Raw genomic sequence first — 22,095 nt, 5'->3', positions numbered from 1 at the left:
CGTCGGCTGCGGGCGGTCGTGACGGCCCGTGTGCGACGAACTCGCCCGTCCACGCTCCAGGCTCCGCTTCGAACGTGGTTGGTCACGGCAGTGCGGGTCGACTCAGCAACTGCGCCGCACCCCGTAATGGACCACGCACCCCGTTGTATGTGGGTGCATCGTCCACTACGGGGTGCAGGAGGCACAGGCTGGGGCAGGCGCCGCAGGAGGCGCGGGTCAGCTGCCGACGCGCGGCAGCATCTCGACGGCGGCCGGGTCGACGACGTGCCCGGCGGCGGTGACGAACGCGACGCGGACGGGCTCGCCGGAGTCGGCGGCGGTGAACTCGCGGGCGGCTCCGTCGGGGTGGGGGTCGTGCTCGTCGCCCCAGGTGGCCAGCGCGGCGAGCACGGGGGCGAGGTCGCGGCCGGCGTCGGTGAGGAGGTACTCGACGCGTTCGCGGGCTCCGTCCTCGCGGTAGGTCGAGGGCTGCAGCACGCCGGCCGCGACGAGCGACTCGAGGCGTGCGGTCAGCACGTCGGGCGACAGGCCGAGCCGCGCACGGAACTGCGAGAAGCGCGTGTGGCCGAGCAGCGCCTCCCGCACGACGAGCAGCGCCCAGCGCTCGCCGAGCACGTCGAGGCTGCGGGCGATGCCGCAGCGCGGGTCGAGGGGAGTACGAGCTGCCATGGGGCCAGCCTAGCTCAGTAGGCTTTTCGTATCCAGGGTGCTAGCGTCGCGCTCATGCCCCACGCTCAGCGCCTCGCGTTCTGGACCTGCGCCTCCGTCCTCGCCCTCGCCCTGTGGACGAGCGGCGCCGCGACGCCGGTCTATCCGCTCTACGCGACCGACTGGCAGCTCACGCCGTTCGTCACGACCGCGATCTTCGCCGTCTATCCGCTCGTGCTCGTCGTCGTGCTGCTCGTCTTCGGCAGCCTGAGCGACACCATCGGCCGCCGGGCGAGCATCCTGCTCGGAGTCACCGCCTCCATCGTCGGGGTGCTGCTCTTCGCCCTGGCACCGAACGTGGGCTGGGTGCTGGTCGGGCGGGCGTTCATGGGCCTCGGCGTCGGCCTCTCGCTCAGCCCCGCCACCGCCGCCATGATCGACATCGCCGGGCCGGTCAACTCCGCCCGCACAGGAGCGATCAGCACCGCCTCCACCGCCGTCGGCCTCGTCTTCGCGACCCTGCTCGGCGGCGCGCTCGTCCAGTACGCGCCGGAGCCGCTGCACCTCACCTACTGGGTGCTGCTCGTCGTCGAGCTCGGAGTTCTCGCGCTCGTGTGGCGCCTGCCCCGCGACCGGGACGCGACAGTCGGGCGCTGGCGGCTACGGGGGCTGAGCGTGCCGCGGGGGCTCCTCGGGGCGGTGGGCGCCGCGGCCGTCTGCGTCAGCGCCTCCTACGCCCTGGGTGCGGTGGTGCTGTCGCTCGGTGCGGAGATCGGGACGACGCTGATCGGCAGCTCGAACGCGTTCGTGACCGGGGCGATCATCGCGTTGTCGATGGTCGTCATCGCGGTGGTGGCGCTCGCGTCGCGGCGGGTGCCCGTCGTGATCGCGGTCGTCGTGGCGGCGGTCGCGACGGCGGCGAGCTTCACCGCGCTGGTGCTGGCCGCGGCACAGCAGTCGCTCGCGCTGTTCTTGGTGTTCTGCGTGCTGTCGGGGGTGGGCTACAGCCTCTTCTTCGCGTCGGGGCTGGGGATCGTGTCGCGGTTCGCTCACGAGCACCACCGCGCCGGGACGCTGTCGGCCGTGTACCTCGTCGCGTACCTGGTGCAGGGGGCGACGGCGCTGTGGCTCGGCGCGCAGGCGACCCGCGGAGGGCTCGAGAGCGCGGTCGACGTCGGTGCTCCGGCGATCGTGGGGCTGGCGCTCGCCGCGATGGTGGCGGTGGTGGTCGTGATGGGCGGGCGGCGCCGGCGCGAGCGCGAGCGCGTCGCGGCGTAGGCGGAAGCGCACCACCCACAGAGCGCATCGAACCTCGTTCCGTTCAAAGAACCTCGTTGCAAGGTGGTTCTTTGAACGGAACGTGGTTCGGTGTGCGCACGTGACTGCCGAGGTGCCCGAGGAGGCGCGGGCCGGGCAGACGAGGAGGCGGTGGCCGCGGCGCATTCGCCAGCGCGCGGGATCGGGACTACCGTGGCTGCGTCACACCTCGGCGACGGCTGTCGCTGAGCGTGACGAGACCAGCCCTGCCCCGACCAGCCCGGAGGACCCGACATGGCATCGTGTGCGCCCCGCGCCGCAGCTGCCTCCGTCGACCGCACCTCCGCCTCCGGCGCCCGCACCCTCGGCTCCGTCGTCCGCCGCGCGGGCACCGTCTGGTCGCGTCGCACCGTGCACTTCGGCGCGGTCTCGCCACGCTCCTGAGCCGCCAGGGCACCCGATCGCCGCGCTGACGCGCGCTCGCAGGTCGGTGCTGTGCGGCTCGTCTCGGCGGCCGCGACCGACGCGACCGTCTGCGGTCCGTGACGTCGTCGTGTCGCGTGCACCGCACCTCCTCGTCTCGGTGCCGGCGTGTGCCGAGCAGACGAAAGGCCCACCATGAAGAAGACCACCCGCATGAAGAAGAACGCCCGACTCGCCACGGCCCTGAGCGCCGCCGCCGTCGCCCTCTCGCTCGGGCTGACGGCCTGCACACCGGGAGGGCCTCCCGCCGCCGCCCTCGACAACGGCGACCAGGGCGAGATCACCATCGCCGTGTTCGCGGGCTGGCCGGAGGGGATCGCCGCGTCCGAGCTGTGGAGCGCCGTGCTCGAGGACGAGGGCTACGACGTGACGCTGACCGACATCGACGTGGCTCCGGGGTACTCGGGCGTGGCGTCGGGCGACTACGACCTCGTGCTCGACTCGTGGCTGCCCGACACGCACGCCGCCTACCTCGACGAGTTCGGGGCCGACCTGACCGACCTCGGCCCCTGGTACACCGACGCCCGCAACACGATCGTCGTCAACGACGACGCGCCGATCACCTCCCTGGACGAGCTCGCCGCGAACGCCGACCTGTTCGGCAGCCGGATCGTCGGCCTCGAGCCCGGCGCCGGCCTGACGAAGATCACCGAGGAGCAGGCGATCCCGACCTACGGCCTCGAGGACATGGAGTTCATCACGTCGTCGACCGCCGCGCTGCTGACCGAGCTGCAGGCCGCCGACGCCGCGGGCGAGAACATCGTCGCGACCCTCGCCCGTCCGCACTGGGCCTACGAGGCGTACGGGCTGCGCGACCTGGTGGACCCGGAGGGCGCCATGGGCGCGGCCGAGGAGATCCACGCGCTCGGCAGCCCCACCTTCGACGACGACTTCGCGACGGCCGGCGGCTGGCTGCGCGACTTCTCGATGAGCGACGACGAGCTGCTCTCGCTCTGCAACCTGCTCTTCAACGAGAACAGCGGCAGCGACTACGAGCCGCTGGTGCGCGAGTGGATGGCCGAGCACGGCGACTACGTCGACGAGCTGACCGCGTAGGAGGCGCTGGCCGGGCACACGAGACGTGTGCCGCTGGCATCGAACCGCGTTCCGTTCAAAGCACCACGTTGCAAGGTGGTTCTTTGAACGGAACGCGGTTCTTTGGTGCAGGAGGCGCGGGGCCGGCAGTGCAGGAGGCGCGGGCTGGGCGGCAGAGGAGGCGCGGGGCCGGGCTAGCGCCAGCGGCGGAGGAGCACGCGCTGGGCGACGTTGAGGACGAAGTCGGTCAGCGTCCCGAGCAGCGCCAGCAGGATGATCGCGAGGAACATGCGGTCGACACGTCCGTTGTACTGCGAGTCGGTGAGCAGGAAGCCGAGTCCCATCGACGAGGCGATCAGCTCGGCCGCGACCAGGAACAGCCACGCCTGGGCGAGCGCGAGGCGCAGGCCCGAGACGAGCGACGGGATCACCGCCGGCAGCTGCACCGTCGTGAAGAGGGAGACGGGGCCGAGTCCGTACGCGCGGCCCGCCTCCACCAGCTGGGGGTCGACGTGGCGGAGGCTGCCCGCGACGGTCGTGAAGACGGGGAAAGCGGCCCCGATCGCGATGAGGGTGATCTTCGAGTCCTCGCCGATGCCGAGGTAGAGGATCAGCAGCGGCACCCACGCCAGCGACGGCACGGCCCGCACGGCCGCGATCGACGGGGCGAGCAGGGCCTCGCCGACCCGGGAGAGTCCGACGACGGCTCCGAGCACGATGCCGATGCCGGCCCCGATCGCGAAGCCGATCAGCACGCGCTGCACGGAGATCGCGACGTACTGCCCGAGCAGTCCTGCCTGGGCCAGCTGCACGCCGGCCAGCCAGACGTCCGACGGCGAGGGGAGGTTGTAGCTCGGCACGTCGACGACCTCGGTCGCGAGCACCCACGCGAGCAGGACGGCCGCGGGCAGGATCACCCCGAGCAGTGCCAGGCCGCGACGCGGACCGCGGGAGGTGCGGGTCGAGCCGGCCCGCGCCTCCTGCGATCCGCTGCTCGCGCCTGCACCGCGGCGCTCGGCCGCCTCGCGGGTGCGCTCGACGACCTGGCGGGCGTCCGCCTCCTTCTCGTTGCCGCTCAGCGGGTAGAAGCTGGTCATGAAGCGTCGGCGTCCTTGGCGAAGGTGTCGTCGAAGAGGGTGTCGAGGGCGTCGTCGACGGCGTCCTGCGAGGCGACGTCGCCGGACTCGACGAGGATCGGGCCGACGGTCTCGAGCACGGCCTGCTGCGCGGCTCCGGGGACGGGGTCGACGTCGAAGTGGGTGCGGTCGAGAACGGTGCTGGCGACGGCCGGGTCGATGCCCGCGACCCCGGAGAGGATCGTCGCGGTCTCGTCGGGGTTCTCCTCGGCCCAGGCGCGGGCCTTCTCGTACGAGTCGACGACGACCTGGGCGACGTCGGGCGACTCCATCAGGAACGACTCCGTCGCGTTGAGGAACCCGTAGGTGTTGAAGTCGACGTTGCGGTAGAGCAGCTTCGTGCCCGACTCGGCCTCGCTGGCGGCCATGATCGGGTCGAGCCCGGACCAGGCGTCGACACTGCCGTTCTCGAGGGCGGCGCGGCCGTCGGCGTGCTGCAGGTTCTCGATGGTGACGTCGCTGGCGCTGAGGCCGGCCTCGTCGAGCGCCTGCAGCAGGAAGAAGTAGGGGTCGGTGCCCTTGGTCGCCGCGATCGTCTTGCCCTTGAGGTCTTCGACGTCGGCGATGTCGCTGTCACCGGGGACGACGAGCGCCGACCACTCGGGCTGCGAGTAGATGTCGATCGTGTGGATGGGGGAGCCGTTCGAGCGGGCGAGCAGCGCGGCCGAGCCGGCGGTGGAGCCGACGTCGACGGCTCCGGCACGCAGCAGCTCGTTGGCCTTGTTCGAGCCGGCGGACTGGGTCCAGGTGACGGCGACGTCGTCGCCGAGGGCGTCCTCGATGAAGCCCTGATCTTTGACGATGAGGCTGAGCGGGTTGTAGGTCGCGAAGTCGATGTTCAGCGTGTCGGTGCTCCACTCGCCGCTGGACGCGCTCGCGTCGCCGCCCGCGGCCTCGGCGGGCTCGCCCTGGGCGTCCTCGCCGGCGACGCAGCCGGTGAGCGCGAGGGCTGCCGCTGCGCCCAGCGCGAGGGCGGCGAAGGAGGCGCGGCTGCGGCGGGCAGGGGAGGTGCGGGTGGTGGTCATGGTGTCGTCTCCGGTGCTGTGTCGGGGATGGCGTGGTGCTCGAGGTGTGCGGTGCGGGGGGAGGGCTAGGAGCGTGCGGTGCCGCTGCTGGCCGCGGGGACGCGGTGGACGCCGAGGCCCTCGAGCAGCTCCTGGCGGAGGACGGCGAGCTCGGGGGCGTCGCGGTCTCGACGGCGGGCTCCGGGGACCGTGACGATGCGCTGGATGCTGGTTGCGCCTCCTGCGGTGTCGGTGTGCGTCGCGTCGGCGCTCGCCGGGTCGGGCTGGTCGGCAGGCTGCTGGCTCAGGTCGACGAGCAGCACGATGCGATCGGCGAGGTAGAGGGCCTCGTCGACGTCGTGGGTGACGAGGACGACCGTGGTGGGGAGGGCGTCGTGGACGTCGAGGAGCAGGTCCTGCATGCGGAGGCGGGTGAGTGCGTCGAGGGCGCCGAACGGCTCGTCGAGGAGGAGGACCGCCGGCTGGCGGGCGAGGGCCCGGGCGAGGCTGGCGCGCTGGGCCATGCCGCCGCTGACCTCGCGGGGGCGGCGGGCGCCGGCCGGCCCGAGGTGGACGAGGTCGAGCAGCTCGGTGAGGCGGGCGTCGCGCTCGGCCTTCGTGAGCTTGGGGGCGGCGGCGGTGGTGCGGCTGCTGCTGCTGGCCGTGCCGGTCTTGGAGCTCGGCTTGCTCGGCTTCGGGAGGCCGAGGGCGACGTTGTCGCGGAGGGTGCGCCAGGGGAGGAGGCGCGGCTCCTGGAAGGCCACGGCGCAGCGCTGGTCGGCGTGGCGGGCGGGCTCGTCGCCGATCCGGACGGTGCCGGTGTCGGGCTGGTCGAGTCCGCCGAGCTGGCGAAGCAGAGTCGACTTGCCGCACCCGCTCGGCCCGAGCACGGCGACGATCTCGCCGGCGGCCACGTCGAGGTCCACCTCGTGCAGCACCGGCCGGTCGAACCGCCGGCCCACACCGCGCAGGGTCAACGGCAGAGCGCGGGAGGCGGTCGTCGAGGAGGCGGGCATGTCCCGACGGTATGGCGGGGTGGCTGGTGCTGTCGCGCTGGCTGTAACGGGGCGCAACAGTGGTCGGTCAGGCTTGTGCCCGTCTGGGGCTCGCCCGTCGGGCTCGGCTGGCTGGCATGGTTCGTCCCGGGTCTCCGGATCCGCTATGCTGATCGAGTTGCCTCGGTCGGGGCAACACCAAGAGGTTCACTCTTCGGAGAGAATTTCTCGGGCTGTGGCGCAGCTTGGTAGCGCACTTGACTGGGGGTCAAGGGGTCGCAGGTTCAAATCCTGTCAGCCCGACCATTTAGCTAACTGGCCACTCTATAGACTTAGCAAAGTTTTTATTTTGCGTGCACGGCAAGGCTACCTATTCGTGGCGACAGTGCCACGTAAGTTCATATTTCGCCGGTATAGCCAGCCAAGAGGCCCCGTTGATCTTTGGAGATCCAAGGAAGCAGGGGCTTCTTTCTTTCGCTCGAGCAGACGCCCGAAAACTATTCGTCCGTACCCGGCCTACTTGTTCTCCTAGATTTGCCTGGTCCGGGTGCATGTCAACCGTCGAGTCGCCGTGGTTCACGGAATGGGTATCAGCAGCTGATCACCCGAGGTAAATCGACTTTTGTTGCCTATTGCAAGCGACCAACTTGGGCCCGTCGGACTTCGGGGCGGGGATACTTTTTCTCCCATATTGCCTTGACAACCCGAGACCTGCCGCTAAGTTGTGGCTAGGTTCGCGGCTATTTGCGAGCCCCGTAGACCAGGCAATTCATGGGGGAAGTTAGGTCGCGATGCGTATTGCAGCCATCACCATTCGCAACTATCGGAGTCTCAAAGACGTCACGCTACAAGTGGAGAACTATGGAGCTTTTATCGGCGCAAACGGTGCAGGCAAATCCTCGGTGCTTTACGCCCTGGACTGGTTTTTCAACGGCACGCCGCTGAGTGAGATAGATGTCCACGGATGGAAGGAGGGTGTTGCCCTAGATCCAGGAGCGACCGTCGAAGTATCGGTCACTTTCACGGATTTCACGGCCATGGATCGTGCTCGCCTGCAGCAATACGGGCGAAGCGATCGCGCAGAGGTCCGTCGAACCTGGTACGCCGACACCAAACAGACGAAGACGGTCGGAAACGCGAAGCAGGGCCCCGGGTTCGCCGAGGTGCGAGCTGATCAGGGCATCGCCTTGCGCAGGCAGGGCTACCGGAACTTGCGAGCAGTCCATAGTGAACTGCCAGAACTCGGAAGTTCCGCGAGCAAGGATGCGATTGTGGCTGCCCTTGCAGCCTGGGAAGCGGAACTCGTGAACGTTTCGAAACTCGTGGAGGTCGCGGACGATGACGCCAACCAGATGATGGGCTGGAATGGAGCGAATGTTTTGCGAGAGTGCGCAAGATTTGTGCTCATACCGGCGGCCACAAGCATTTCTGGCGAAGTTGGTACCGCGTCTCGGGGTACTGCGTTGACCGAACTTGTTGGCACGTTCATGGCAGCAGCCAGTGCGCGCGCCCAGGCTGCATGGCTGCTGAAGCATGCGGCAGCCGTTAGCGAACTGACCGGCGACATTCGCAAGAGCATTGAACTGGCCACTGGCGTTCAAGCCGCCCGGGTCAATTCACGCCTTGGTTCCCTCATTCCGAACGCGAGCGTCACACTTACGCCGACGGTGCCGGACTTCGCTCCAAAGCTTGATCCATCGATCACGACAGCAGTGACGATCTCGGGCGCTACGAACGACGTGTCACGACAGGGCCACGGCGTACAGCGCGCCGTCATGATTTCGATGTTTCAGGCGATGGTCCCCGACGAGGACCTCACGCGCAAGACACACAAGGTGCAGGATGGTGAAGACGAGGCCGCAGCTGAGGCGCGTCTCATGGACGCTCTCGGTGGACTACCAAGCATTATTGTCGCCGTCGAAGAGCCGGAAATATACCAGCACCCGGTCCGTGCTCGTTCTTTCGCGCGCACACTCCTTGAACTCAGTGCTCAGCCGGGCGTGCAGGTTCTGCTCGCTACACACAGCCCGTACTTTATTCAGCCGGAGCAGTTCGGAGCACTCCACCGTTTCACCTATAAGAACGGTGAGACTTCGGCGGCAACGGCCTCAGTCGGATCCGTAGCTCTGACATCTGGCTTAGATGAGGAAAAAGTTCAAAAAGCCATCGTGTCAAGTGTGCCAACAGAGTTTTCGGAAGGCTTCTTCGCTGACGCAGTAGTCCTTGTAGAGGGGCAGACCGACCGAATCGTCCTCGAAGCGGTTGCAACGAAGCTCGGTAAGGACTTGGACCGTTTGGGGGTGACGGTCCTATCGGTGGAGGGCAAGGGCGGACTCCGCGTTGCTCGAGCGATTCTGACGGCGCTTAAGGTGCCGACTTATGTGCTGGCGGATGGGGATTTCGGAACATCTGACCGCAAGCCTTACAAGGACAAGACAGACGACGAGATTCAAGCGCTGAAGACGCAAGCCCGCGATTCGCATAGGAAAGCAACGGACGGCCTAGTTGGAGCGCTGCCTGCCACGTCTAAAGCCACTCACGGTTCACTACCCTACTCATTCGGGAACCCGAGTCTCGTGTGCGGCGACTTCACGGTATGGAAAGACGACATCGAGGAGGAGCTTGGCGAGTGGCCAAGCTTCGATGAGGCGCTCACAGAGGCAGGAATAACCCTCGCGTTGCGCAACAACAAGAACCTACTCGCCTACCGCAACGCGGTATTCGCGGCCGCCGAGGCGGACCTTCCGAAAATCTTGAGGGCTGTGATTACAGAGATCGCAGCACTTAGCGGCCAAGACGTGCCCGCCGAAGCACCAGCCGCCTCAGAGGCCCCAATCTCCGTGTTGAGCTCGACAGCTGAGGCACAGCTAAATGCATAAATTAAGTGCCCGTATGGCGAGAAAACATTTACGGTGAATGAGGCCGAGTATACAAACATCGCTATGCAAGTTCGTTACGGCGAGTTTGAAAAGCAAGTCACGAACGCTTCGAGCTAGCGAAACAAAATAGGAGGAGTGCTACGGTGCTCGCGGGTGCGAAGGCCTCCTGTTCACAGCAGCAAACAGCAGCTGCAAAGGACGCCGAGCTTACCGAGCTCGCAGTTGCAAGTGAAACCGAAGGAGCTAGCAAGTGATTCGTGTGCCTGTAGTCAGTAGCCACCTATCTGCCGTTGGCTACGACCCCACCACCCAAACTCTCGAGGTCGCTTTCAAGAAGGGCGGTGTCTACCAGTACCTGTCGGTCCCAAGTTCCGTCCACGCGAGCTTGATGACAGCCCCTAGCGTCGGTCGTTACTTCGATGTCTACATTAAGAGGGCCGGATACATCGCGCGCAAAATATCGCTCTAGACACAGCGAAGTGCGGGCGGTCGCGTCGCCAGCCCTAGTGATGCGACTCTTGGGACCGCTTTCGATTCGGTCGACTCCTGCGCTGTGGACCCGAGAGGTCATGTACTCGGTCGGGGCGCCATTGATGTGACGGGTAGTGATGTCCGCGATCGTACTGGGACCGCGTTGGGGATAGACCAGTGGCGTCCCTTCCTACTAGCTTGTCGGCACCAGTTACTGAGCGGCTCTGGGAGCGTCTCGCACGACAGCCGAGATCCGGCCGCGGCTTGAGACGGTGTGACTCTCTTGCCGGCCCACTCGCGAATCTTTTGCATCGCCGTCGGGTCCGACTTCTCGCCCGAAGCGCGAGTTGTCTTTAGCCCCTGCATTTTCCGGCCGGCTGCTAGGCACCGGGTGGAAGCCCTAATCAGCTCGTCGTTGTGCGTCTGGTCCAGGTCGATCTCATCGAGACCCCCTTGCTCGCAAATGTGGAAGTCCCCCTTTCAGCCGCTGAGGAAAACCTCCCAAGCTCCTCAACAAGTTGAAAGCAAGACTATTGAGAGGTCACTAACAAACAGGACCAAATATTAGATAGTTTTTCCGATACTTTATGTTTATGCTTACCTGCGTTCCGCTATCACTCTAGAAATCCCGGAATCGGAGCTGAGGCCGTGCTCAAAATCCCACAGTGTCTTGGGACGGCTTTGATTAGACGTTCCAGAGCTTCTACGGCGCAGATGCGGGCTGTAAGCTACTGCTTATTAGCGTGCTGCCACAGGCGACGCGAGAACGGGACAGTGATGGCAACAGGCAACAGGACCCTCACGAGGGCGAAGAGCGTCAAGTACGACGAGTTCTACACCAGGCTTTCCGAGGTCGAGCTGGAGCTGGCGCACTACACGCGGGATGAGAATCTCGGGGGAACGCCTGCAGGCAATCAGTTCGCGGGCAAGGTTGTCTACTGCAACTGTGACGACCCAGATTCGAGCAACTTCTTCCGGTACTTTGCCATGAATTTCGAGTATCTCGGCCTTGCCGGCCTCATTGCAACACATTTCTATGCGGATGAGGCCACATACAAGATTGAGCTCACCAGCAACGCCGATGCTGAGTATGCCATCAGTGCCTACGAGAGTGCCCTGCCCCTCACTGAAAATCGTCTCGTAACCCCGTTAGAGGGCAATGGAGATTTCCGCAATCCCGAGTCCATTCTGTTGCTGAAGCGTGCAGACATCGTCGTGACAAATCCACCGTTCTCGTTGTTTCGGGAATACCTGGCTCAGTTATTCGAATATGATAAAAAGTTTCTAATTATTGGAAACACTAACGCTATTACATACAAAGAGACGTTCGCCTTGATCAAGGCTGGAAAACTCTGGACCGGTAAGCGGTCGTCGAGCAAGGAGATGCTTTTCGATGTCACTGCGGAATATGCGGACTGGCTCGTTGCTAACAAAAAACACGGAGATGCCTATAAGATTGTTGACGGCACTGTCTGCTTCCGGCTCAAGTCAGGGTGCTGGTTTACAAATCTGGTCGTCGACAAGCGTGCTGACATGCCTATCCCATTCCAGACGCGCGAGGAAGGACTCGCCAAGGGGTTATACCCAACCTACAACAATTACGATGCTATCGAAGTGTCAAGAGTAGTGGAAATTCCCGCAGACTATGACGGGGTGATGGGTGTCCCAATCACCTTCCTTGAAAAATGGATCCCAGATAGCCCATACGAAATTGTCCAATTCCGTCACGGAAGTGATGGAAGAGACTTGAAATTTACGCGTGAGGGAATAGTAAGAACACCTTATTTCCGAGTCCTGATCCGCAATAGACATCCAGGGGGGATGATAAAGTGATCATCAGCAAGACTACCGTTACAATCAAGGAATTGATTGATGGATACAGCGACAACCAGGATAAGGGCATCGTCGCCCTTGGTGGTCGGCTCGATGTTCGACCGCCGTTCCAGCGCGAGTTTGTCTACAAAGACAAGCAGCGTGAGGCTGTACTCCAGACCGTACTCAAAGGCTTTCCTCTTAATACGATTTACTGGTCTAAGAGAGTTGCTGCCGACGGCACCTCGAGCTTCGAGGTGCTCGATGGCCAGCAGCGAATCCTTTCCATTTGTCAGTACGCCACCAATGCCTTCTCCGTTCGGTGGAAGGGGAACGCGCGGTTCCGGCATAATCTGACTTCAACTCCCGAGATGGTCAAGGCTTTCGAAGACTACGAGCTCGACGTGTACGTCTGCGAGGGGTCGGCGGAAGAGCAGCTGGAATGGTTCGAAACCATCAATATCGCGGGCATGGTGCTGAAGCCCCAGGAACTACGCAATGCAGCGTATGTTGGCCCTTGGCTCGCCGATGCCAAGCGCTACTTTTCACGGTTCTCTGGTCCGGCACATCTCGGTTTCAAGGACTACCTCAGGGGTGACCCGGACCGCCAGGATTACTTAGAGACGGTCATCCGCTGGGCCGCGCACGCCGGCAACGTCGCGTCCAAAGGCACGGATGATGATATCAAGGTTTACATGGCTAGCCACCAGAACAATGCCGACGCCACTCATTTGTGGAACTATTTTAAAAAGGTCATGGCCTGGGTAAAGGCTACTTTTCCTGATTATCGGAGCGAGATGGACGGGCTCGAATGGGGCCTGTTTTACAATAAGTATTCCGACTCCATCACGGCGAAGCAGTCGAGCCAGTTCGAGGCCGAGGTTGTCCGCCTCTTGGAAGACGAAGACGTTACGAGCAATAAGGGCATTTACCTTTATTTGTTATCTGGCGACGAGCGAAGCCTGTCCATCCGTGCGTTTTCCCCTCAACAAAGACGCTTGGCATTCACCCGCCAGAAGGGTGTCTGCCCTGTGTGCGAGAAGGTGTTTGACATTAAAGAAATGGAGGCTGACCACATCACTCCATGGAGCAAGGGTGGCCCAACCATCGCATCCAACTGCCAGATGCTATGCAAGGACGATAACCGGAAGAAATCCGGGGTATAGGTCTGTGAACTCTGCTGAATAGAGGTGGGGCCTACGAGGAATGTCAACGCCTGTAGTAGGCAGCGTTAATTCTTCCCGGGCGGGCACTTTTTGGGCCTGCGTGCCCTGCATAGAACGGACCTGCCACGGCTGGCGACGCCAACAGAGTCTCGTCCCACTCCCTCCGATCGACTTCGACATGATCTACCTCAAGGCAGTTCACGTACCTTGCAAGGTCCAAGAGACTGAGTCATTTTACTGACAGCAGTCCCGCAGGGCCCGTCGTGTGTCCAGATTGAGGCATGGTGGGTTGGTGAGCACTCCTAGTGACGCCCCAGTCTCGATCGTCCCAATTTAGCCGGCATTCGTGATTCCTGTACTGCGAGTCCTATAGGACGGTCGGACCCTGCATCGCAAAGACGTCTTCGATGAAGCGGCCGAGAGAGCCGGACTCACGTCGGAGGCCCGGGCCGAGACGCTTCGCTCTGGGGGATACCGGTATGAGCAGCGGCTGGGATGGGCGCTTAGTCATCTGACGAAGGCCAGCGCGATCGACAGGCCCAGCCGCGGCCACTACGCAATCAACGACCGCGGACGCAGCGCGCTGGTGGAGTACCCGGGTGGCTTTGACTACGCCAAAGCGCGCGAGATCTTTGCACCTTTCTGGCCCAACGAAGCTCGTAAGAACGTCGGGCCGAATTGGTGGATGGTGAGCTTGTCCAGGCAGCTGCCGACATCCTCGACCCGATCGAGCAGATCGAGCAGATCGAAGATGGCATCAGCCGTATTGAGGCTGAAGTGGGAGGAGAGCTCCTCAACCGTCTTCGTGAGAGCCACCCCGACTTCTTCGAACAGGCCCTCGTCGACCTTCTCCTCAAGATGGGGTACGGAGGTGCTGAGCAGCGCGGTAAACGCATTGGTGGGACTGGTGACGAGGGCATCGATGGGGTCATCGACCAGGACGCCCTCGGGCTTGACCGGGTCTACATCCAGGCCAAGAGGTAGGAGGCCGGTAACAATATCAGCCGAGAAACCATCCAAGCCTTCGTTGGAGCCCTACACGGCTTTGACGCCACCCGCGGAGTGTTCTTGACGACGTCTGCCTTTACGCCCGCCGCGGTCAGCTATACCAGCAACGTTCAATCCCGCGTCGTGCTCATTGATGGGCCCCGACTCATCGCACTAATGATCAAGTACCGGGTCGGTGTCCAGGTGCGCAACACCTACACAGCTGTCGAGGTCGACGCCGACTTCTTCGACTGATCGCTCGCCGACGGCGCAGCGACGAAACGCCATAAGAGCGGCCAAGGCCGATTGGTTGTCGAGACAGAAGGCAAGTTCGTGCTGTCGCGGTCGCGCTCGGTAGTGCCGGAACTGTGATCGGTACCCCTGGATTCAGCACCAACGGCGTTTTCTTGGACCCACCTCTCCGCGTGGGGCGGGTGCTCGTGGTCGGCCGTCCAGCTGCTGCAAGAGTCGGTCGCCGAAAGTGGCAGCCAAGCCGGGGCGCTCATCGCGGTCAGGAGCTCTCGAGCTTTCTCGGCCTCCCACGTCACTGTGCGACCGTCGAGGATCGAAGATCGTCGGACCAGGCCAGGTTCGAGGATGACCCGGGCCGAATCTCAATCGCCGGTGGTTCGAGTCGGCCAGTCCTCGGTGGGCTCGCCGAATACATTAGGGGCGCGTGCTGATCCATGCAGCCGCAAAGGGCGACCCAGTCAGCGCACCATCCTGGGTCGACGACGACGCGCAGGTCGGAGTCAAGTGCGGCGGACCACGCTCGAGACGTCTCGTTGGCTGTCTGATGCGGCGCGGCGCCACGACGCCTTGGGCACAGCCAGGGAGGTACAGCTTGCTGGATGGAGCTTCCTCTTAACCGGCGTCCGACTGGGCCAGCCCCCAGACGACCCCCGCGAAGGTGCGGTCGGACTGCGGCACGCGTTGCCGTTCTTCGGCAGAGGTGCTGACGTGATCGAAGCCGACGCGCGTCAGCACGGTCTCAGCACGGCCCGAATCGAAATTTCGTCGTGGCCGAGGCCGGTGGTGATTGAGAGGGCCTGCTTGACCGAGAAGCGCCTACCGTCGACCGTCGCCGAGTAGGTCAAGATTGGACCCGGTCCGTGGTTCGCCAGGGCATCCTCAATACTTGCTCGTGTCAGATCGAACGCGATGACCTGAACGGGGAAGTCGATGGTGGCTCCCTGGTAGGTCTGCTGGTGCTGCCCGACAGTGACAAGTCGTCTGCGCTGACGCGTGAGTGCCGCTGCGTCAGGACCGCCGTTCGACTCGGAGTGAGCCTGCGTTAGCTCGCAAGATGATTCAACAGTTCATCACGTTCTCACCCTGCTTCTGTCGGTGCCACTCTGCTGAAACTGAGAGTATTTCTTCTATGTCGAAATCCCAGGTCGTCGCCCGTCTCCTCGACGGGGACGTTCTCGTGTGTACCGTCACGAGCCCCAATGGTCAGTCGCTGACCCTCACCAACAACGATGACGATCTCGCACCAGTCGTTGAGGGCTCGGAGGTGCTCGCTAGCAACGGCGCTCTCATCGACAACGCGTGGGCCCATGCCCGGTTCACCAAGATGAAAGTGCAACTGCCCTCTGAGGAAGAGCAGAAAGCAGCGAGCAAGCGGGCTGAGGCGCACCGTGATGTGGCTGAGTGGATCGCAGAGCTGACGGACGACCTCACGGGTGAGGTCGAACATGCCTGGTGCTCCGATTGCTTCACCCTCGCCGAGCACGCCAAGACGGACAGGCCCTTTAACCAAGTCCCGGCATATCTCTGCGGCAACTGCGGCTCACCGACCCTGCCCTGCGCGGGTCCCACGTGCGACAACATGGCCTCTCGAGGTCGCGGCCCCCTGACGATGCCGCGTTTCTGCGCAGAGCACCGCCATGAGATTCCGGGATTCGAGAAGATCGACCGCAAGATGGCCTCTCTCGGCGACTACGCGGAGTTCCTTGACTACGACAAGGTCAAGCTGAGCCGTGTGACCAAGATCGTGGGGTTCAGCCTCGCGGGTGTGGCCCTGGCCATTCCCGCAAGCCTGCTCGCGGCCCCTGCCATCGGAGGTGCCCTTGGCGTCCTCATCACCGGTTATTCGGGCGCTGCTGCCACGGCTTCGGGCTTGGCTTTCCTGGGGGGCGGAGCTATCGCTGCAGGTGGCTTGGGAATGGCCGGTGGCACCGCCGTCCTCACCGCCCTCGGAGGAGCGCTCGGCGGTGCGCTCAGCGCCTCAGTCGCGAACGCCTACGTGCAGGAGGACAAGTCCTTCCATATCGAGATGCTCCAGGGCGGCACCGGCACCCCCGTCATCGTGTGCAACGGCTTCCTCAGCGAGACCGGAAAGGGGTGGGGCGAGTGGCGCGACATCGTGACTGCTCGCTACCCCGGCTCCCCGGTCTACCGCGTGCACTGGGGCGCTCGCGAGCTCAAGCACCTTGGGCTTCTGGGCGGGGTGGGTGCAGCAAAGGTCATGGGCGGGGCAGCGCTGCAGCAAGCGGCGGCCAAGGCGGCTCGCCTGGCGGCCAAGAAGATCGGTCCCCTCGGGCCCCTCCTTGCTGCAGCCGACATCGCCAAGAACCCCTGGCACGTCGCCAAGAACCGCGCGGACAAGACAGGCGTGGTACTGGCCGACCTTCTCGCTCGGACCGAGACGAGCTCCTTCATCCTCGTCGGACACAGCCTCGGTGCTCGTGCAATGGTCGTGGCAGCGCAAGCGCTCGGGACCAAGCCAGGCGGGCCTCGCGTTGAAGCGGTCCACCTGCTCGGCGTTGCGATCGGCGCCAAGGGGGAATGGTCGGGACTGGCAGACGCGGTCGATGGGGCCGTCTTCAACTACCACTCGGCTGAGGACGGCATTCTCAAGTACGTCTACGCAGTCGCCCAGGCAGGGAAGACGGCCGCAGGCCTCGTCGGCTTCAAGGCGAAGACGGGCCCGTTGCCGGAGAGGCTGCAGAACATCGACGTCTCGGACGCGGTCGACAACCACCACGGGTACCACGAGAACGTGGTTCTTCGTTGAAGATGCCCCGGCCGATGGCCGGGGCTTTTTTTCTACCCGACGGCCTCACGTCATGCGAAGCCGTCGGGCGGGTGACCTACGTCAGGCGTAGGACTTGATGACGCTGCGGATCGCGTCCGCGTGCTCGTAGATGCCGTCGAGCGACTCGATCGCGTGCCGGGTCTCGACCTTGTCAGCGTCGAAGATGCCGAGGTACTTCTGCTTCTTGCCGTTGAAGTGGAGGCGCGCGATCGGCTTGCGGTTGTTGTCGTCGAGCAGGACCGCGAAGTAGGACTTGGCGTCACGGTGAGCGACGCGCTGGGGCTTGACCTCGCTGCACGCGATGGCCTTGACGATCTGGTAGCCCTCGAGCTCCTCCAGGGTCGTCTCCGTCTCTGTGTCCCGATCGAGGTCCGCCTCGACGGCCGGCTCGCTGGTGACAGCACCTGCAGGCGCATCGACAGCGATCGAGGGGAAGCTCGACGAGCCGAGCGCCGTCTTGAGACGGTCGTTGACCTGGTCGTTCAGGAACTGCTTCGACGCCTTGGTGACGAGAGGCGTGAACTGGTCGCGCACCTTCTGCGTGAATGAGCCCTCGTAGACACGGGTCGTGACGAACCTGACCCAGTCGTCGGACGGGTCACGGAACTGAGCCGCGATGGCACGCTTGAGCTGGCCCACGTACTTCAGCTCTTCGGCGGCGCTGATGACCGAGTCGAGGTCGAAGACGTCCTTCGTCAGCTTGCTGAGCTCGGGGAGGAGGGTCTCGTCGATGTCCGAAAGGTCGAGCACCAGGAAGGGCTTCTCGTCCATGCGGTTCGGCTTGTCGAGGTCCGTGTAGAAGTGGTAGCTCTCGCCGTTGGTGAGGACGGCGATCCGCGCATTGGTCACGGCGAAGTAGCGGAAGAGCTGCGACGCGTGCTCGATCTTGAGCGGCTCAGTCGACTTCTTGCACTCGATGAGGATCTGCACTTCGCCGTCTCGCATGATGGCGTAGTCGATCTTCTCGCCCTTCTTCACGCCGACATCGGCCGTGAACTCAGGTACCACCTCGAGAGGGTTGAACACGTCGTAGCCGAGGATCGTCGAGATGAACGGCATGATGAACGCGTTCTTTGTCGCTTCCTCGGTCTGAATGGCCTCGCGCTGGTTCTTGACCTTCAGTGCAAGTGCGGCGAGCCGCTCGGCAAACTCCATCGTTGTCCCCTTTGTGACGGTTTCTCATGAGACTAGGTGAAAGGGTCCGACTAGACGGACGCAATCCGTGTTCATGAGACGCCCCGTTCGGGTGACGTGCTGACGCCGCGTTCGATGGGACGAAGCTGACGACGAGTGCATGGGGCATCTAGGAGCTGGCATCAGATCGGAGGAACGGGCCTGGAGCTCTGGCTTACCTTGGCTCTCGAAGAACCGATAAAGCATCGAGAGAGATGCTCTTCTGGCCTCGCGGTTGCGTTCCTGCATGGGTCGACTTTCGCGGGCGCTGGTGGACCATGACGCTAAACAATTTAGTGCAATCGGGCGGAGAAGCGGTTTGGCCAAGCTGATGAAGGTTGCAATCCTGAAATCCATAGCAAGCGGTGCCGGGATACGCCTGGTTGATGAGCCTCTGAGTTCTGCAAATCTTTACGTGATCATCGATTCCGAGGGAAACGATCTCTACGTCGGGAAAGCAGCGTCACTCCAGCGCCATCGCGAAGAGGACACCTGGAAGTCGCTGGACTACGAACGGAAGATCGTCAGTGGTTTCGTGGCTCTCATGAGCGAGAACGAGGGGGAAAGGCGGCCCTTCCGCTACGAGCCGACATCGTTTGATAAGTCGAAGTTGCCGGCCCACATCAACGCCGAGGATTGGCACGGCGAAAGTGTCGACCGCGTTGTTGAGCGGCTCGCTAGCGGGGAGCCACCGACTCTCGAGGAAGTCGAGCAGATTCTCATTCGCATCCATGTGAGGGCCGGTTGCCTCATCGGGAACTCGCAGTTCGGCTCGCAATGGGAGGGGCCTATCGGGTCGTTCTGCGACACCATGGCGGTTCTTGCGACTGACGCTGCATATGCCGCCGGTGTGCTGCCTCCCCGGGTCAGAGAGACACGGTCGTCGTCAGCCTGAGGTCGTAGTCGCGAAGTCGCGATGTCGGCTTATGTGAGGGCGCCGCCCTCCGAGGTTGCCGCGAGGGCGTTCGATGACGCCGAGCCAAGCGATCGCAGGCGCGATCGCTTCAGCACCCAAAAACTGACCGAGTGGGCAGATGCTGTTCTTCATTGGCCTGGCAAGAACCCATTTTGACCACTCGAGAGCAAGGGGAGGGGGTGCCGGAAACGCTTGGGTCGGGGCGTGGGGCACGACCGTGTAACGAGTGCGTGAAGCTTCGGGGGCGGGAGGGGGAGGGCGCGAGCCCCGCCCGAGGCCCGTAGCTGCGGGGATCGCGGGGTGCAGAGTGCGCACGCAGGCGCCGCCTCCTACGGTCTGACGGCCTCGCGGCAGGGGCGTGTGTCCCTTATCGTTCAGCGGAACGATAAACGGAAGGCCATCCCCGCATGACACCGATCGTCCCTGAACACCGATCCGGCCTGAGCCGGCGCACCGTGCTGGCCGGCGCCGCCGGGCTCGCCGGGCTGGGCCTGCTCACCCTGTCGGGCTGCACCCCGGCACGGAGCAACCCGACCATCCCCGAGGCCGCCGCCACCGGCACAGCGAAGAGCGGCGGACGGCTCCGCATCGCCCGACCCGCCGCCTCCGCCGCGGAGACCCTCGACTCGGCCAGCTCCCTCTCGGCCTACGAGTACCTCGGCGCCCTCTACAACCGCCTCGTCAAGCTCGACGAACAGGGCGTCACCGTGCCTGACCTCGCCGAGGAGTGGTCCGCCACCCCCGACGGCGTCACCTGGACCTTCCGCCTGCGCCAGGGCGTGACGTTCCACGACGGACGCCGCTTCACCGCCGCCGACGCCATCTACTCGATCGAGCACATCCTCGATCCCGACACCGGCTCGCCCCAGGGCGAGGTGCTCGCCGCCATGATCGGCCCGGGCAGCATGAGCGCCCCCGACCCGCTCACCCTCCGCTTCGAGCTGTTGACCGCCAACGCCGAGTTCCCCTCGCTGCTGACGGCGTACCAGTGCTACATCGTCCCCGAGGGCAGCGCCGAGCCCGGCGACCTGAACGGCATCGGCACCACCGGCATCGGCACGGGGCCCTTCAAGCTCAGCAGCTTCGAGCCCGCGGGGACGGGCAGCATCGAGGCGTTCGAGGACCACTTCGCCGGACGTCCGGTGCTCGACGGCATCGACTTCTACTCGATCCAGGACACGACGGCCCGCGTCAACGCCCTGCTCGCCGGCCAGATCGACCTCATCTCGCAGACCAACCTCGACTTCGCCACCGCCCAGGTCGTCAGCGCCTCGAGCACCGCCACCGTCGCCCGCTCGGCCAACGCGCAGTGGTACACGATCCCGATGCTGTTCACCTCCGCCGAGTTCAGCGACCCCCTGGTCCGCCAGGCCATGAAGCTCGCCTACGACCCCCAGGCCATCGTCGACACCGCCCTGCAGGGCACCGGCTCGCCGGGGTGGGACAACCCCGTGCCTCCCACCCAGGCCGTCTGGCTCGACGAGCAGCGCCAGCACGACCCCGACAAGGCCCGGGCACTGCTCAAGCAGGCCGGTCGCGGAGGGTTCCGCACCGAGATCTACACGTCGAGCTACGAGTCGGTCTTCACCCCGATGGCCGTCGCGTACCGCGATCAGGTCAAGGAGGCGGGCATCGATCTCGTCGTGCGCAACGCCTCCTCGGATTCGTACTACACACAGATCTGGATGCAGAAGCCGCTCATGGTCAGCTACTGGTTCACCGGCCGCCCGATCGACCAGCTGCTCAACCAGATCTTCCGCACCGGCTCGTCGTACAACGAGAGCGCCTGGTCGAACCCCACCTTCGACGGGCTGCTCGACTCCGCCCGCGCCGAGATGAACGACGATCGTCGCCGGATGCTCTACCAGGACGCCCAGCGCGTCATCGTCGAGGACTCCGCCGACATGACGCCGATGTTCGGCGACCGTCTCGTCGGCCTCGGCCGCGACGTCGTCAACTACCGCGAGTACGGCTTCGAGTTCGACTACCTGCAGATCGGACTGCGCGCATGAGTGCCGAGATCGCCACCCAGCCCGACTCGTCGTCGACGGCTGCGCCGAAGCAGCCCGCAGGAGGCGCCCGCCCAGGAGGCGCAGCGGTCACCACCGCTCTGCTCGTCCTGCGCCGGGTCGGCACCGCCCTGCTCACCGTGCTGCTCGCCTCCTTCTTCGTGTTCTTCGCGGTGCAGGCGCTGCCCGGCGACGTCGCGCAGCAGCTGCTCGGCCAGGACGCGACGCCCGACGCGGTCGGCGCCCTGCGCGAGACGCTCGGCCTCGACCAGAACGTCTGGGCCCGCTACGGCCAGTGGCTCGTCGGCGCCAGCCACGGCGACTTCGGCATCTCGCTGGTCAGCGGGGCTCCGGTCGGACCCGACCTGCTCGTCGCGTTCCGCAACAGCATGCTGATCGCCGTGCCGGCGCTGCTCGTCGGCGTCACGCTGTCGCTGACGCTCGGCGTCGTCGCGGGCGTGCGCCGCGGACGCCCGAGCGACCACGCCATCTCGCTGATCAGCCTGGTCGTGATGAGCGTGCCGGAGTTCATGGTCGCGACGATCCTCGTGCTGCTGTTCGCGGTCGCGATCCCGATCTTCCCGGCCGTCGTGCTGCGCGGCGACAGCGCCACCGTGACGGAGCTGCTGCCGAGCGTCTGGCTGCCCGCCATCGTGCTGACCCTCGCCATGGCGGCGTACATCGTCCGGACGGCACGCTCGTCGACCATCGACGTGATGGCCTCGGAGTTCGTCACCACCGCGGAGCTCAAGGGCCTCTCGACCCGCCAGGTCGTCTGGCGCCACGCCGTGCCGAGCGCGCTGCTGCCGACGCTCAACGTCGTCGCCCTCAACGTCGCGTGGCTGCTCGGGGGAGTCGTCGTCGTCGAGAACGTCTTCAACTACCCGGGCATGGGCAAGCTCATGCTCGAGTCGGTCTTCAACCGCGACCTGCCCACCATCCAGGCGATCGCCGTCGTCAGCGCGCTCGTCTACGTCGTCTGCAACCTCGCGGCCGACCTGATCGCCCTCGCGCTCGACCCGCGGCTGCGCACCCGACGGAAGGCCCGCTCATGAGCACGATCACGCCTCCTCCCGCCTCTGGC

The 22,095-nt window shown here is 64.6% G+C and carries 16 protein-coding genes, 1 tRNA gene and 2 pseudogenes; 14 read left to right on the top strand and 5 right to left on the bottom strand.

Annotation, left to right across the window (positions count from 1 at the left end; genetic code table 11):
• Positions 1-216: 216 nt before the first annotated feature.
• Entirely contained in the window at positions 217-669 is a 453-nt protein-coding gene (locus tag JOE35_RS10800; protein ID WP_209561079.1) for a helix-turn-helix domain-containing protein, read from the bottom strand.
• 54 nt (positions 670-723) lie between these two features.
• On the opposite strand from JOE35_RS10800, the gene JOE35_RS10795 reads away from it, so the two are divergent.
• The 3 genes from JOE35_RS10795 (at position 724) to JOE35_RS10785 (ending at position 3,444) form a co-directional block, all read left to right on the top strand.
• Positions 724-1,926 (top strand): MFS transporter, encoded by a 1,203-nt coding sequence (locus JOE35_RS10795; protein WP_209561078.1) that lies wholly within the window; start codon positions 724-726, stop codon positions 1,924-1,926.
• 273 nt (positions 1,927-2,199) lie between these two features.
• The gene (locus JOE35_RS10790) at positions 2,200-2,349 is read left to right on the top strand and encodes a hypothetical protein (RefSeq protein ID WP_209561077.1); all 150 of its coding nucleotides are present in this window, start codon (positions 2,200-2,202) and stop codon (positions 2,347-2,349) included.
• Positions 2,350-2,523: 174 nt separating this feature from the next.
• Positions 2,524-3,444 carry a glycine betaine ABC transporter substrate-binding protein gene (locus JOE35_RS10785; RefSeq protein WP_245186095.1) on the top strand — a complete coding sequence of 307 codons (921 nt, stop codon included), beginning with the start codon at positions 2,524-2,526 and terminating at the stop codon, positions 3,442-3,444.
• Between the two features lie 173 nt (positions 3,445-3,617).
• Here the strand turns inward: JOE35_RS10785 and JOE35_RS10780 are convergent, their stop codons facing one another.
• The 3 genes from JOE35_RS10780 to JOE35_RS10770 all read right to left on the bottom strand — a co-directional run bounded on the left by JOE35_RS10780 (position 3,618) and on the right by JOE35_RS10770 (position 6,579).
• Positions 3,618-4,520 (bottom strand): ABC transporter permease, encoded by a 903-nt coding sequence (locus tag JOE35_RS10780; protein ID WP_209561076.1) that lies wholly within the window; start codon positions 4,518-4,520, stop codon positions 3,618-3,620.
• The gene (locus JOE35_RS10775) at positions 4,517-5,584 is read right to left on the bottom strand and encodes an aliphatic sulfonate ABC transporter substrate-binding protein (protein WP_209561075.1); all 1,068 of its coding nucleotides are present in this window, start codon (positions 5,582-5,584) and stop codon (positions 4,517-4,519) included. The genes JOE35_RS10780 and JOE35_RS10775 overlap by 4 nt, the downstream gene beginning before the upstream one ends.
• Positions 5,585-5,649: 65 nt before the next feature.
• Positions 5,650-6,579 carry an ABC transporter ATP-binding protein gene (locus JOE35_RS10770; protein ID WP_209561074.1) on the bottom strand — a complete coding sequence of 310 codons (930 nt, stop codon included), beginning with the start codon at positions 6,577-6,579 and terminating at the stop codon, positions 5,650-5,652.
• A 208-nt stretch (positions 6,580-6,787) separates the two neighbouring features.
• On the opposite strand from JOE35_RS10770, the gene JOE35_RS10765 reads away from it, so the two are divergent.
• The 8 genes and pseudogenes from JOE35_RS10765 (at position 6,788) to JOE35_RS10730 (ending at position 16,892) form a co-directional block, all read left to right on the top strand.
• Positions 6,788-6,864 (top strand) — tRNA-Pro (locus JOE35_RS10765).
• A 485-nt stretch (positions 6,865-7,349) separates the two neighbouring features.
• A complete protein-coding gene (locus tag JOE35_RS10760) occupies positions 7,350-9,437 on the top strand; it encodes an ATP-dependent endonuclease (protein ID WP_209561073.1) in 2,088 nt (695 codons plus the stop codon).
• A 250-nt stretch (positions 9,438-9,687) separates the two neighbouring features.
• Complete coding sequence (locus JOE35_RS16225; RefSeq protein ID WP_209561072.1) at positions 9,688-9,906, top strand: KTSC domain-containing protein; 219 nt, start codon at positions 9,688-9,690, stop codon at positions 9,904-9,906.
• A gap of 779 nt (positions 9,907-10,685) precedes the next feature.
• Positions 10,686-11,741, top strand: coding sequence for an adenine-specific methyltransferase EcoRI family protein (locus JOE35_RS10745; RefSeq protein WP_209561071.1), 1,056 nt, complete (start codon positions 10,686-10,688; stop codon positions 11,739-11,741).
• Positions 11,738-12,886, top strand: a complete 1,149-nt coding sequence (locus JOE35_RS10740; RefSeq protein ID WP_209561070.1) for a DUF262 domain-containing protein — start codon at positions 11,738-11,740, stop codon at positions 12,884-12,886. Before JOE35_RS10745 ends, JOE35_RS10740 begins: the two co-directional genes overlap by 4 nt.
• Positions 12,887-13,271: 385 nt before the next feature.
• A pseudogene (locus tag JOE35_RS15660) lies at positions 13,272-13,412 on the top strand (winged helix-turn-helix domain-containing protein); the annotation flags it as partial.
• A 332-nt stretch (positions 13,413-13,744) separates the two neighbouring features.
• Positions 13,745-13,993: pseudogene (locus JOE35_RS16140) on the top strand (restriction endonuclease); the annotation flags it as partial.
• A gap of 1,261 nt (positions 13,994-15,254) precedes the next feature.
• Entirely contained in the window at positions 15,255-16,892 is a 1,638-nt protein-coding gene (locus tag JOE35_RS10730) for a DUF726 domain-containing protein (protein WP_209561069.1), read from the top strand.
• Positions 16,893-16,973: 81 nt separating this feature from the next.
• Here the strand turns inward: JOE35_RS10730 and JOE35_RS10725 are convergent, their stop codons facing one another.
• Positions 16,974-18,068: a type I restriction endonuclease gene (locus JOE35_RS10725; RefSeq protein WP_209561068.1), complete on the bottom strand. Its 1,095-nt coding sequence runs from the start codon at positions 18,066-18,068 to the stop codon at positions 16,974-16,976.
• Positions 18,069-18,405: 337 nt separating this feature from the next.
• Here JOE35_RS10725 and JOE35_RS10720 point away from each other — a divergent pair, with 337 nt between their 5' ends.
• The 3 genes from JOE35_RS10720 to JOE35_RS10710 all read left to right on the top strand — a co-directional run bounded on the left by JOE35_RS10720 (position 18,406) and on the right by JOE35_RS10710 (position 22,066).
• Positions 18,406-18,981, top strand: coding sequence for a hypothetical protein (locus tag JOE35_RS10720; protein WP_209561067.1), 576 nt, complete (start codon positions 18,406-18,408; stop codon positions 18,979-18,981).
• A gap of 428 nt (positions 18,982-19,409) precedes the next feature.
• Positions 19,410-21,014, top strand: a complete 1,605-nt coding sequence (locus JOE35_RS10715) for an ABC transporter substrate-binding protein (RefSeq protein ID WP_209561066.1) — start codon at positions 19,410-19,412, stop codon at positions 21,012-21,014.
• The gene (locus tag JOE35_RS10710; protein ID WP_209561065.1) at positions 21,011-22,066 is read left to right on the top strand and encodes an ABC transporter permease; all 1,056 of its coding nucleotides are present in this window, start codon (positions 21,011-21,013) and stop codon (positions 22,064-22,066) included. The genes JOE35_RS10715 and JOE35_RS10710 overlap by 4 nt, the downstream gene beginning before the upstream one ends.
• Positions 22,067-22,095: the final 29 nt, after the last annotated feature.

It is taken from the genome of Frigoribacterium sp. PvP032 (assembly GCF_017833035.1).
Classification (GTDB): Bacteria; Actinomycetota; Actinomycetes; order Actinomycetales; family Microbacteriaceae; genus Frigoribacterium.
Note: the sequence above shows the minus strand (reverse complement) of the source record. Positions and strands in the feature narration are given on the sequence as shown.